Below are 12,236 nucleotides of genomic sequence, written 5' to 3' on the forward strand. Positions count from 1 at the left end.
TTAAGCGGGAGTTTATTTTTTTTGAAGAAGGCTTCATTTTATGGCCATGCACTTTGATTTGACCGATATGCAACTGATGGTCAATGTGGCGGGGGCCTCCAGTCTGACCAAAGGCGCCGAGCGCAGTTTTTTGTCGCTGCCCGCAGCCAGCAATCGTGTCAAAAACCTGGAAATCCATCTGGGCACGGCCTTGCTGTATCGCAATAGCCAGGGAGTGACACTGACCCCGTCGGGCGAGGCGTTCGTACGACATGCCCGCATAGTGCTGCGCCAGATCGAGCATTTGCGTGGCGATATCCAGGAGTTCGCGCGAGGCGTCAAAGGCAGTGTGCGGGTATATGCCAATACCACGGCCATGAATGAATTCATGCCGGCCGTGCTGGCGCACTATCTGGCCAATCACCCCGACGTCAATATCGAATTGCGCGAGCGTTTAAGCTACCAGGTAGTCAAGGCCGTCGCCGACGGGACCGCCGACATCGGGGTCACCGCCCAGGCCGGCGGTGGAGAAAATGTCGAGTTCCTGCCGTATAGAACCGACAGGCTGGTACTGGTCACACGCTCGGACCATCCATTGGCTGGGCACGATATCCTGAGTTTCGAAGAAACGCTGCGATACGATTACGTAGGCTTGTCCGAAGCGAGCGCCATTCATGCTTTCTTGCTGCAGGCCGCCGATGACATGGGGCGCGTTCTGCGCTTCAGGGTCGAAGTCAGCAACTTCGAAACGGTGTGCCGCATGATTGCCGCCCAGGTCGGGATCGGCGTAATTCCTGAATCGGCCGCACACCGTTATGTGAAGAACCTGCGCCTTAAAATCATTACGCTCAGCGATGAATGGGCACTGCGCAAACTGCATATTTGCGTGCGGCAGTTCGACAGGTTGCCGGTCTTTGCCAAAGAGCTTGTATCGCTGCTGGTTCAGGACGCGGCCCAGCCCGCCGACGTGGCGGCTCTGTAGGAGCGAGCCTCGTGCCCGCTCGTTCGCCCGGGTTAAACTATGGGTTTGACGCGAATTGCCCCATGCCAGATTCCAAAGTAGTACTAGCCTCCAATAACGTCGGCAAGCTCAAAGAATTTTCAGCCATTCTTGGTCAGGCGGGTCTGGTGATGGTGGCCCAAGGTGAATTGGGTGTGGCCGAAGCGGATGAACCGTTTGCCACTTTTGTCGAAAATGCCCTGGCCAAAGCCCGTCATGCAAGCCTGCATACCGGCTTGCCCGCGCTGGCCGACGATTCCGGCCTTTGCGTGGATTGCCTGGGCGGCGCACCTGGCGTGTTTTCGGCCCGCTATGCTTTGCAAAATGGTGGTGAAAAATCCGACGCGGCCAATAACCAGCACCTGCTCCGGATGCTGGCGCCTCATAGGGATCGCATAGCCTCTTATGTGGCAGTACTGGTGTATCTGCGTTCGGCCGATGATCCGCGGCCGATTGTCGCCGAAGGAATCTGGAAGGGCGAAGTGGTGGATACGCCGCAAGGCACCAATGGTTTCGGCTACGATCCGTACTTTTATTTGCCCGATCTGGGAAAAACAGCGGCGCAACTGAGTCCGGAAGAGAAAAACCAATTCAGCCATCGCGCGCAAGCCTTGAAAAAACTGATACAAGCGCTGCGAGCCTAGCCGATTGGCGCATGCTAGGTATCCGGTAGTAAGCTAGCGGCAATAGCCTCACCATCAACCCGTTGCGAGACCGCGGTGCATCCCACTTTTTCTATTGTGCCAGAAGCCAGGCCGGCCCAATCCCATGGCAAGCTGGTTACGCCTGCCAATGCAATACTGACCAGCCTGCCGCCATTGTCTTTATACGTGCATGTGCCTTGGTGTGTGCGTAAATGCCCTTATTGCGATTTCAATTCGCATGCTCTGCAGGGCGAAGTGCCCGAACAGCAGTATCTTGCCGCCTTGCGGGCCGATCTGGAACAAGCCTTGCCGCAGGTCTGGGGCCGCCAGGTCGTAACAATTTTCATAGGCGGGGGCACGCCCAGCCTGCTCTCGGCCTCGACGATCGACCAGATGCTGGCTTTGTTTCGCGCTTATCTGAACGTCTTGCCCGACGCCGAGATAACCCTGGAAGCCAATCCGGGCACGGTGGAAGCAGGGCGCTTCGCCGAGTATGCCCGCAGCGGAATAAACCGGATTTCGCTGGGTATCCAGAGCTTTGACGATCAGGCCCTCAAGGCCCTGGGCCGCATACACGATGCCAAACAGGCTTGCGCAGCCATTGACATCGCGCAAAATGCCGTGGGCCGAGTCAATCTGGACATCATGTACGCCTTGCCCCGGCAATCCCTGGAAGCCTGTGCCCAGGACTTGCGCCAGGCCATGTCCTTCGATACTGAACATTTGTCGCTTTATCATCTGACTCTCGAACCCAACACCGTATTTGCCAAATATCCGCCTCCAGTCCCCGACGACGATGCCAGCGCCGCCATGCAGGACTTGATCACCGAACAGACCAGCCTTCGGGGGTGGGAGCGCTACGAGGTGTCAGCCTATGCCAAGGCAGGCGCGCGCTGCCGCCATAATCTGAATTACTGGGAATTTGGCGATTATCTGGGCATAGGTCCGGGCGCGCATGGCAAACTGTCATTTCATGACAAGATCATCCGGCAGGCAAAACTCAAAAACCCGGCCTCCTGGATGGACCGGGCGCCGCGACTCGATGGCAGCCATATCGCGGAAGAGCGTACTGTCGGGAACGACGAGCTGGGATTCGAATTCATGTTGAATGCCTTGCGGCTGAAGGCGGGCGTGTCAAGCGCCAGTTTCAGTGAACGAACGGGCCTGTCGACGCTGGCCATTGCCCCGGCTGTGGGCCGCGCCGTCGCCAGAGGCCTGCTCGAATCCGATCCTGTACGATTGCAGGCTACCGCCCTGGGCTGGCAGTTTTTAAACGATTTGCAAGCCGAGTTTTTAGAGTAATGCCCAATTCCGGGCGTTTATGCACTATAATTTGCACCATTATGGTGCGTTATTTCTGTTTGTCTGAAATAAACCGAATCTTCAATGTTCAAGTAATTGAATCCCCAAGGATTCGAAAGCCTGGCACGATTTTTGCTTTACATCCTCTGACCACTCAAAATTGGTTTGACCTATTATTTGCTCAGGAGCCCATATGTCCACCGCAGAAGAAGTTGTTACGCTCATCAAAGAACGCGAAGTCGCTTTTGTTGATTTTCGTTTTACCGATACCTTGGGACGCGAGCATCATCTCACCGCGCCGGGCCATACGGTGGACGAGGACAAAATGGAAACCGGGCAAGCCTTCGATGGGTCGTCCCTGCCAGGCTGGAAGGGGATTGAAGCGTCGGACATGCTCCTGATCCCCGATCCCAAGTCGGCCCGCATGGACCCATTTCGCGAAGAGACGACGCTGATTCTGACTTGCGACGTTGTCGAGCCTTCGGATCTGAAAGGCTACGACCGCGATCCGCGCTCCCTGGCCAAGCGGGCAGAAGCCTATCTCAAATCCAGCGGCTTGGGCGATACTGCCTATTTTGGCCCGGAACCCGAGTTTTTCGTTTTTGACGCCATTACCTGGAACACCGACATGTCGGGCTGTTTCGTCAAGATCAAATCCGAAGAAGCCCCCTGGTCGAGCGGCCTGGACATGGACGGCGGAAATCTGGGGCATCGCCCCGGCATCAAAGGTGGTTACGTACCGGTCCCCCCCGTCGACTCCTTTCACGACATGCGCTCGGAAATGTGCCTGCTGCTGGAACAGCAGGGCGTGCCGGTGGAAGTGCATCATCACGAAGTGGCGGCTCCCGGCCAACTCGAAATCGGCACCAAATTCAGCACTCTGGTCGAACGCGCGGACTGGAACCAGATCCTGAAATACACGATACACAATGTGGCGCACGTATACGGCAAAACCGCCACGTTCATGCCCAAGCCTATCGTCGGCGACAACGGTTCGGGCATGCATGTGCACCAATCCATCTGGAAAGACGGCCAGAACCTGTTCGCGGGTAATGGTTATGCCGGTTTGTCCGAGTTCGCTCTGTATTACATAGGCGGCATCATCAAGCACGCCCGCGCGCTCAATGCCTTGACCAATCCGGGTACGAATTCGTACAAGCGATTGGTGCCTCATTACGAAGCACCGGTCAAGCTGGCGTATTCCGCGCGCAATCGCTCGGCCTCGATACGCATTCCCTATGTCGGCAATCCCAAGGGCCGCCGCGTCGAAGCGCGCTTCCCCGATCCGCTGGCCAATCCTTATCTCGCCTTCTCTGCATTGATGATGGCCGGCCTGGATGGCGTGCAGAACAAAATCCACCCTGGCGATCCGGCAGACAAAAATCTGTACGATTTGCCGCCCGAGGAAGATGCAAAGATTCCAACGGTATGCTCGTCGCTGGAAGAAGCCGTCAACGCCCTGGACCGCGATCGCGAGTTCCTGACGCGCGGCGGAGTGTTCAGCAACGACATGCTCGACGCATATATTGAACTCAAGATGGGCGAGATCACGCGCTTGCGCATGACCACTCACCCTGTCGAGTTCGATATGTACTACAGTCTGTAGGCGTTCAGTGGCCGGATGCCAGTGCACCCGGCCTGCGAGGCGCACTATATGGACATAGCAAGCTACGACTTATTGGCCACAGCCGTAGTGCTTCTCGATGAGCATGGACGGGTGGCTCATGTCAACGCAGCCGCCGAAGAACTATTCGGATTGTCGCGCAGGCAACTGAGTGGTGTTTTCGGCCATGCCCTTTTTAATAATGCCGATGCCGCGCTGAAGGCGCGCTTCGGCGAGGCTATCCAGGGCAAGTTCGGTGTGTTGCGCCAGGATCTTTCAATCAACCGCCCGGGAACCTCCATACCGGTCAGCCTGACCCTGGTGCATTTACAGCAGCAGGACTGGGCGGCATTGCTCGAAGTGCGGGAGCTCGAACATCATGTCCTGCTCGAGCGCAATCGGCATCTTAGCCAGGAGCTCGATGTGCAACGCGAATCGCTGCGCAACCTGGCGCACGAGGTCAAAAACCCCTTGGGCGGAATTCGCGGCGGGGCGCAGTTGCTGGAGGCCGAGCTTGGCGACGAATCGTTGCGCGAATACACGCAAGTGATCATGGCCGAGGCCGATCGTCTGACCAGTCTGGTTGATCGCCTCATCATTCCACAGGGTGCGTCGCTGAACAGGGCGCGTTTCAATATTCATGAAATTTGCGAGCGCGTTTATACCCTGGCGCGTGCCGAATACGGGTCGAAAATAGAAATTGTGCGCGATTACGATGCATCGGCCCCCGAGCTCATGGGCGACCTGGAACGTTTATTGCAGGCCCTGTTGAATATGGTGCGCAATGCAGCGCAGGCACTCACGGAAAGTACGGCTGCGAGTGCACCCAAACTGGTTTTACGCACCCGCATCGGCCGTCAGCTGATGTTGGCCACGCAACCGGTCAAAATGGGTATCGTGGTCTCGGTTATCGACAATGGGCCTGGTGTGCCCGTCGATTTGCATGACAAGATTTTTCATCCTCTGGTAACGGGTCGAGCCAGCGGCACCGGCCTGGGCTTGAGTCTGGCCCAGGAATTTGTACAGCAGCATGGCGGCGTGATTGAATTCGACTCGACTGCGGGCCATACGGAATTTCGCATGATATTGCCTTTGGAGCTGCCATGAAGCCCGTCTGGATTGTCGATGACGATCAAAGCATACGCTGGGTGCTCGAAAAGGCGCTGGCCCGCGCCTCGATTGACGCTCAAAGCTTTACCTCGGCGGCGGCGGTGCTCGAGGCCCTCAAAGATGCCACGCCGGCTGTGCTGGTGACCGATGTGCGCATGCCCGGGCAGGATGGCCTGAGCCTGCTGCAGGCCATCAAACAGCGGCACCCCGGTCTGGCGGTGATAGTCATGACCGCTTTCACCGATCTGGACAGCACCGTATCGGCATTTCAGAAGGGGGCTTTCGATTACCTAGCCAAACCTTTCGATGTCAACGAGGCCGTCGCCCTGATTCGGCGCGCCGCACAGGAGCAAGATCCGCAAGATCAGGCGCAACAAAGTGCCAGCGGGTCGGCCATGCTGCAATCCTCGTCGCTGGCCATGCAGGAGGTGTTTCGCGCGATCGGACGTCTGGCGACGTCGCGCGCAACAGTGCTTATAACGGGGGAATCGGGGACAGGCAAAGAGTTGATAGCACGTGCCTTGCATACGCATAGCGCCCGGGCCGATGGTCCGTTCATAGCGCTTAATGCGGCAGCGATACCACGCGATTTACTGGAAGCCGAACTGTTCGGCCATGAGCGCGGCGCTTTTACCGGCGCTACGAATCTGCGGCGCGGGCGTTTTGAAGCCGCGCATGGCGGCACCCTGTTCCTGGACGAAATCGGCGATATGCCGCTGGAGTTGCAGACTCGCCTGTTGCGAGTCCTGGCCGAAGGAAGTTTTTATCGGGTTGGCGGGTCCCAGGCCGTGACGGTCGATGTCCGCATCGTCGCCGCCACGCATCAGCCTCTGGAGCAACGAGTAGCACAGGGGCAGTTTCGCGAAGATCTGTTCCATCGCCTGAACGTAATCCGCCTGCGTTTGCCGCCGCTGCGCGAACGCAAGGAAGACATTCCCGCCCTGGCGCAGCTTTTTCTGGAAAACAGCGCCCGCAGCCTGGGTGTGCCGGTGCGGCGCCTGACGCCTGAAGCCTTGCGGGCCCTGATGGCCTTCGATTATCCGGGCAATATCCGGCAGCTTGAAAATTTTTGCCACTGGCTGTCAGTCATGTCCGCCAGCCAACTGGTGAATACGGACGATCTTCCTCCGGAAATCGGTGCGCCGGCGGCCACGCCTATTGCCTTGATTTCGGCCGGCCACCCTCACACGGAAGAGCCCGTCGCGGCGCAAGGGCCGGATTGGACTGCGATGCTGGCAAAGCAGGTGAAGGAAAAGCTCGTTCAAGGCGAGCCCGCCATCATGAGTACCCTGACGCGCGACTTCGAGCGCGTGTTATTGCGTATTGCGCTTGGCCATAGCCATGGAAAACGCGTTGAAGCGGCACAAAGGCTGGGAATCGGGCGCAACACCCTGACACGAAAATGCCAGGAACTGGGCCTGGACGACGAATAGGCTTTGCGGAAAAGGCCCGCTCGAATTTAATTGTTTTCGCCGCGCAGGCGGGCCTGAGCGCGTTGCGTCATCAGTGCCTCGCGTCCGATGAAATCGGCGACAAATGAATTGGCCGGTTGATGATGCAGCGCGTAGGGTGTGTCCCATTGGTCGATTTTCCCGACCCGCATGACCCCGATCCGATCCGCTATGGCGAACGCTTCAGCCTGGTTATGGGTCACGAGCAAGGCGGTATGGCCAGTATTTTTCAGAATGTCGCGCACCTCGAAGGCCAGGCGCTCCCGAGTATCTATGTCCAGATTGGAAAATGGCTCATCGAGCAGCAGCAGGTCAGGCTCGGGAGCCAGCGCGCGAGCCAGTGCGACACGCTGCTGCTGTCCGCCGGACAGCTCGTGCGGGTAGCGCCGGGCGCAGCCCGTCAGCCCTACCAGCGTCAATAGTTCGTCTATGCGCCGCGCGCGGTGGGTTTTATTTTGGCGGCGCAGGCCAAATGCGATATTTTTTTCCACATTCAAGTGAGGAAACAGGGCGTAATCCTGGAACATCATGCCGACGCGGCGATATTCAGGCTCAATCTGGTATTCGGTGGACGACAATATCGTGTCACCCAGGCGTATGGAGCCGGCGCGGACCGGCTCGAAGCCGGCAATTGCCCGCAATACCGTAGTCTTGCCGCAGCCCGACGCCCCCAACAGGCAGCCGATGTGGCCGCGCCCCAGGCTTAAGAACAGTTTGTCGACGACGGGCAAACCTCCATCAGGAGTATCGTAATACAAAGAAATTCCATTTAATTCAAGGAATTCAGGCATAAAATTAATGTTTAACTTTAAATTGAGTTCGAGCCAGTAAAATAACCGGCAGCAATCCCGCCAGCACAATCGCCAGGGCGGCTACGGAGCCTTCTTCGTAGGTGCCGCGCGCCGCTTCGGCGTAAAGCCAAGTGGCCAGGGTGTCGAAGTTCACAGGGCGCAACAGCAGTGTGGCCGGCAGCTCTTTCATGGCGTCGACGAATATCAGCAGGGCCGCGGCTCCCAAGGCGGGGCGCAGCAAGGGTAGATGAATTCGGCGCAGAGTGCCCCCGGGCGTTTCGCCCAGCAGGCGGGCAGCTTGTTCCAGCGAAGGCGGAATCCGCAGCAGGCCGGCTTCGATCCCTCCGGCCGAAATGGCCAGAAAGCGAATCACATACGCGCTGACAAGAGCGGTCGAAGAGCCCATGAGCAGCCAGCCTGGGGCAAGATCGTCGAATTGCCGAGTCAGCCATGCCATGCCGCCGTCAAGGAGCGCAAACGGCGTCAACAGGCCGATGGCCAGCACTGTGCCTGGCACCGCATAGCCCAGGCTGGCGATGCGGACGTAGTGCCGGGAGGCCCGAAATGGCGACACTGTTCGGGTGCTGCGGCCAACCCAGGCAAGAATCAGACCGCAACCCAGGGTTGCCAGCGTGGCAAAAAATGCAATTTTGACGGTGCTGATCCCGCTCTGTATCAGTTGAGTCGAAACACCGCCGACCAGGTGGAAATGCTTGAATGTTTCATTGAGTAAATACAGTGCCGGCGCCACGAAACCTATGATGACGGGCAACCAGCCCAGCGCGCATGCCACGAGCGCGGCCCGTTTGTTCAGTCTCTTGGGCTGCAGGGAGCGCATTCTTTGAGTATTGGCATAGCGTTGACGGCGGCGGCCTCGATGCTCCAGCAGAATCAGCGCAATCACCAGGGCCAGCATGGCCAGGGCAATTTGGGCCGCGCCGGCCAGGTCCGAGCGCGATACCCAGCTTGTGTATATGGATACAGTCAGGGTTTGCACCCCCAGAAATTCCGAGGCGCCTATATCGTTCAGGGTTTCGAGCAGCGCGAGGCTGACACCGACCGCAATGGCCGGCCGGGCCATGGGCAGGGCGACCCTGAAAAATACGCCGCTGGCGGGTTCGCCCAGCACCCGCGCGGCTTCGACCAAGCTGGCGGCCTGTGTCGAGAACATAACCCGGGTACTTAAATACACATACGGGTAAAGCACGAAGCCGAGCAGGAAAATTGCGCCAGGCAATGAGCGCAGATCAGGCAGGCGAAACTGACGCGGGCTGTCGTAGCCCAGCACATCGCGCAGCAAAGTCTGTATCGGGCCGATAGGGTGCAGGATGTCCAGATAGGCGAATGCCACAATGTATGTGGGCACGGCCAGCGGCAGCAAAAGTGCCCACGACAAGACCTTGCTTCCAGGGAACTCGTACGCCGTCACCAGCCAGGCACTGCCTGTACCCAGGCACGTGACCAGCACACCTACCCCAAGCAACAGCAAAACTGTGTTGCCCAGGGCTTCAGGCAGGACATAATGAAGCAGGTGAGCCCAATGAGCAAAAGAGCCCTCCATGGCGAACCCGCCCAAGGCAATGATGGGCGCGATCACGCACAGCACTATCAGGAATGCCCCCAACTGCCAGGCCAGACCCGATTTAGCCAGGGAAAAACAAGGCCAACGCAAAGTGTCTGGATTCCCGCGCTAGTTGTTGAAACCGACTTTGTCCACCAGCGTGCTTGCCTGCTTGCGATACTTGGCAATTTCCACAACGGGAAGAGGGTCTATTTCCAGAGGGCCGAAGCTGGCCACGACTGGGTCCAGCTTGACGCCGGCCTTGACTGGATACTCGTAATTGGCATTGGCATACAAGCTTTGCGCCTTGTCGGAAACCAGATATTCAAGCAATTTGACGGCGTTTTCTCTGTTCGGAGCATGTTTTGCGATGGATGCGCCGGAGATGTTGACGTGGGTGCCGCGGCTTTTTTCATGGGCGAACACAGGACGCACAACCTTGATGGCATCACCCCATTTGCGGGCGTCCGAACCCGGCTGGGCGTTCTTCATGCGGCCGACATAGTACGCATTGGCAATGCCTATATCGCAAATGCCGCCAAGGATGTCGCGAGCCACGTCGCGGTCGCCGCCTGTCGCCTTGCGCCCCAGATTAGCCTTGACATTTCTTAGCCAGGCTTCGGTGGCCTCGGTGCCATTGTGCGCAATCATGGCCGCTATCAAGGCCGTGTTATAGGGGTGCTGGCCTGACCGTATGCACACTTTGCCTTTCCATTTCGGATCGGCGAATGCCTCGTAGGTAATGGCCCCGACGTCCAGATCTTTGGCCACATAGGCCACACGGTCGCGCAATGACAGGGCGTACCATTGCTTATCGGCTCCACGCAGATTGGCGGGAATGGCTTCTTCCAGCACGGTGGAGCTGACCGGTTGCGTAACGCCGGCTTCAACCAGGTCGAGCATATTGCCTATGTCCACGACCATCAGCATGTCGGCCGGCGATTTCGCTCCTTCGGCCTTGATGCGTTCTATCAGGCCATCCTTGACGAACACTGTGTTGACCGCAATGCCGCTATCTTTGGTGAATTCATCGAGCAGGGGCCGTATGAGCGATGGCTCGCGGGTCGTGTACAGATTGACGTCAGCCGCGCAGGCCGCCAGCGGCAGCGCACTCAGGCCTGCCAACGCGAAAGCGCATAGCGTGGATAATGGCGTACGGGTTGAACCCATCAAATTTCTCCTGATATTCTGGAATCTGAAAACAAAGGGGATTGAATTGGCCGCGCGAACCCTGCAAACGCAAAGACCGCGCAATGCCGAAGATATAAATCGGCGTGTAAATATGTTTAAATAGAAATGATTCTCAGGAAGATAACAGATTCGATAAATTCATTCAACTTAATGTAAGTTTTCAGGCAAGCCATGCGGGACAAGGCGGTCAGCCAACGGTATGCTTGAGCATCGGTAGCCCTTCAATGCGCGATGTATTCGGGAAAGCAGGGCGCAGCGTAGGGTAAAATTAGGCGCATCCCGGTAAAGGCTTGATATTTCAGCGGCAATTCTGAACATGCTGGCCGAACCTTATTCTTTTTTTTTGCAAATACATGGCAGCTTTTAATTCTGAGCAGGTTCTGAGCGTTCGTCACTGGAACGACTCCTTGTTTTCGTTTACCACCACACGCGATTCGGCATTACGGTTCCACAATGGCCATTTCGTCATGCTGGGCCTGGAAGTCAATGGCAAGCCCTTGATGCGCGCCTATAGTATTGCCAGCGCCAATTATGAAGAAAACCTGGAATTCCTCAGTATCAAAGTCCAGAACGGGCCGTTGACATCGCGCTTGCAGCATTTGCAGGCGGGCGATGCGGTATTGGTCAGCAGGAAGCCTGTAGGCACGCTGCTGGTCGACGATCTGAAGCCCGGCAAGCATCTGTATCTGTTTGCCACGGGTACCGGCCTGGCGCCATTCATGAGCATCATCAAAGATCCCGATGTTTACGAGCGTTTCGACAAGGTGGTGCTGCTGCACGGTGTGCGTCACGTCAGCGAACTGGCTTATGCGGACTTCATCCAGAACGATCTGCCCAATAACGAGTATTTCGGCGAGCACATCAAAGACAAGCTGATCTACTATCCCACGGTTACTCGCGAACCCTTTCGTAATCAGGGCCGCATCACAGAAGTGATCGAAAGCGGGCGCTTGTTCCAGGATATAGGCCTGCCTCCCTTGAATCCCGAAACCGATCGCGGCATGATTTGCGGCAGCCCGCACATGCTCAACGACATCAGCCAGATGCTGGATCGGCGCGGCTTCGTCATCTCGGCGGGAGTAGGCCAGCCTGGAGATTATGTGGTCGAACGGGCTTTCGTCGAAAAATAGACCATTGGGGCTGTTAATATTCTCTATAGATGATTAAACTCTGATAGATGTTTTGTTTTTATCTCTCAGAGGTTATTTCATGGCCAAGCAGATTATTCATACCGATGCGGCTCCAGCCGCCGTGGGACCTTATTCGCAGGCTGTTGCGGCCGCACCAGGAAAAACAGTGTATTTGTCAGGCCAGATCGGCCTGGAACCAGGTACCGGCGAGCTGATTTCCGAGAACTTCGAAGGGCAGGTGCGCCAGTCGTTCGCCAATATGCAGGCAGTCATCGAAGCGGCCGGCGGCACACTCGAGAACATCGTCAAGCTGACACTGTTTTTGACCGACCTGAGCAAGTTCGCCAGTGCCAACGCCATTATGGCCGACGTTATTCCGCAGCCTTTCCCAGCGCGTTCAACGATAGGGGTTGCCAACCTGCCCAAAGGCGCCCAGTTCGAAGTCGAAGCGGTTATTGTCATCTAGGCCAATAA

Annotated in this window: 11 protein-coding genes; 8 read left to right on the plus strand and 3 right to left on the minus strand. The window is 57.2% G+C overall.

The features are described from left to right. Window positions 1-40: 40 nt before the first annotated feature. From LSG25_RS02085 to ntrC, 6 genes are all read left to right on the plus strand, one after another. The gene (locus LSG25_RS02085) at window positions 41-961 is read left to right on the plus strand and encodes a LysR substrate-binding domain-containing protein (protein ID WP_232743068.1); all 921 of its coding nucleotides are present in this window, start codon (window positions 41-43) and stop codon (window positions 959-961) included. 62 nt (window positions 962-1,023) lie between these two features. Then, a complete protein-coding gene (gene rdgB / locus LSG25_RS02090) occupies window positions 1,024-1,623 on the plus strand; it encodes an RdgB/HAM1 family non-canonical purine NTP pyrophosphatase (protein WP_232743069.1) in 600 nt (199 codons plus the stop codon). Between the two features lie 93 nt (window positions 1,624-1,716). Next, a complete protein-coding gene (hemW, locus tag LSG25_RS02095) occupies window positions 1,717-2,925 on the plus strand; it encodes a radical SAM family heme chaperone HemW (protein WP_370635985.1) in 1,209 nt (402 codons plus the stop codon). Window positions 2,926-3,118: 193 nt separating this feature from the next. Then, window positions 3,119-4,531, plus strand: a complete 1,413-nt coding sequence (glnA, locus tag LSG25_RS02100; RefSeq protein ID WP_232743071.1) for a type I glutamate--ammonia ligase — start codon at window positions 3,119-3,121, stop codon at window positions 4,529-4,531. Window positions 4,532-4,579: 48 nt separating this feature from the next. Next, the gene (glnL, locus tag LSG25_RS02105; protein WP_232743072.1) at window positions 4,580-5,635 is read left to right on the plus strand and encodes a nitrogen regulation protein NR(II); all 1,056 of its coding nucleotides are present in this window, start codon (window positions 4,580-4,582) and stop codon (window positions 5,633-5,635) included. After that, entirely contained in the window at window positions 5,632-7,071 is a 1,440-nt protein-coding gene (ntrC, locus tag LSG25_RS02110; protein WP_232743073.1) for a nitrogen regulation protein NR(I), read from the plus strand. Before glnL ends, ntrC begins: the two co-directional genes overlap by 4 nt. A gap of 26 nt (window positions 7,072-7,097) precedes the next feature. On the opposite strand, the gene LSG25_RS02115 is transcribed toward ntrC, so the two are convergent. The 3 genes from LSG25_RS02115 to LSG25_RS02125 are packed head-to-tail and all read right to left on the minus strand — an operon-like array spanning window position 7,098 to window position 10,611. Next, window positions 7,098-7,880 (minus strand): ABC transporter ATP-binding protein, encoded by a 783-nt coding sequence (locus LSG25_RS02115; protein ID WP_232743074.1) that lies wholly within the window; start codon window positions 7,878-7,880, stop codon window positions 7,098-7,100. A 4-nt stretch (window positions 7,881-7,884) separates the two neighbouring features. Then, the gene (locus LSG25_RS02120; RefSeq protein WP_232743075.1) at window positions 7,885-9,552 is read right to left on the minus strand and encodes an iron ABC transporter permease; all 1,668 of its coding nucleotides are present in this window, start codon (window positions 9,550-9,552) and stop codon (window positions 7,885-7,887) included. Between the two features lie 18 nt (window positions 9,553-9,570). Continuing rightward, window positions 9,571-10,611, minus strand: a complete 1,041-nt coding sequence (locus LSG25_RS02125) for a Fe(3+) ABC transporter substrate-binding protein (protein ID WP_232743076.1) — start codon at window positions 10,609-10,611, stop codon at window positions 9,571-9,573. A gap of 374 nt (window positions 10,612-10,985) precedes the next feature. On the opposite strand from LSG25_RS02125, the gene LSG25_RS02130 reads away from it, so the two are divergent. Both LSG25_RS02130 and LSG25_RS02135 read left to right on the plus strand, forming a co-directional pair. Beyond that, window positions 10,986-11,762, plus strand: a complete 777-nt coding sequence (locus tag LSG25_RS02130; RefSeq protein ID WP_232743077.1) for a ferredoxin--NADP reductase — start codon at window positions 10,986-10,988, stop codon at window positions 11,760-11,762. 79 nt (window positions 11,763-11,841) lie between these two features. Beyond that, window positions 11,842-12,228 carry a Rid family detoxifying hydrolase gene (locus LSG25_RS02135; protein WP_232743078.1) on the plus strand — a complete coding sequence of 129 codons (387 nt, stop codon included), beginning with the start codon at window positions 11,842-11,844 and terminating at the stop codon, window positions 12,226-12,228. Window positions 12,229-12,236 lie beyond the last annotated feature (8 nt).

Origin of the sequence: Paralcaligenes sp. KSB-10 (assembly GCF_021266465.1) — a bacterium.
Lineage (GTDB): Bacteria > Pseudomonadota > Gammaproteobacteria > Burkholderiales > Burkholderiaceae_B.

Excerpts from the sequence above, each read along its gene's own strand:
- LSG25_RS02135 (WP_232743078.1), top strand. The coding sequence starts at position 11,842 with ATGGCCAAGCAGATTATTCATACCGATGCGGCTCCAGCCGCCGTGGGA.
- LSG25_RS02130 (WP_232743077.1), top strand. The coding sequence starts at position 10,986 with ATGGCAGCTTTTAATTCTGAGCAGGTTCTGAGCGTTCGTCACTGGAAC.
- glnA (WP_232743071.1), top strand. The coding sequence starts at position 3,119 with ATGTCCACCGCAGAAGAAGTTGTTACGCTCATCAAAGAACGCGAAGTC.
- ntrC (WP_232743073.1), top strand. The coding sequence starts at position 5,632 with ATGAAGCCCGTCTGGATTGTCGATGACGATCAAAGCATACGCTGGGTG.
- rdgB (WP_232743069.1), top strand. The coding sequence starts at position 1,024 with ATGCCAGATTCCAAAGTAGTACTAGCCTCCAATAACGTCGGCAAGCTC.
- glnL (WP_232743072.1), top strand. The coding sequence starts at position 4,580 with ATGGACATAGCAAGCTACGACTTATTGGCCACAGCCGTAGTGCTTCTC.
- LSG25_RS02125 (WP_232743076.1), bottom strand. The coding sequence starts at position 10,611 with ATGGGTTCAACCCGTACGCCATTATCCACGCTATGCGCTTTCGCGTTG.
- LSG25_RS02085 (WP_232743068.1), top strand. The coding sequence starts at position 41 with ATGGCCATGCACTTTGATTTGACCGATATGCAACTGATGGTCAATGTG.
- LSG25_RS02115 (WP_232743074.1), bottom strand. The coding sequence starts at position 7,880 with ATGCCTGAATTCCTTGAATTAAATGGAATTTCTTTGTATTACGATACT.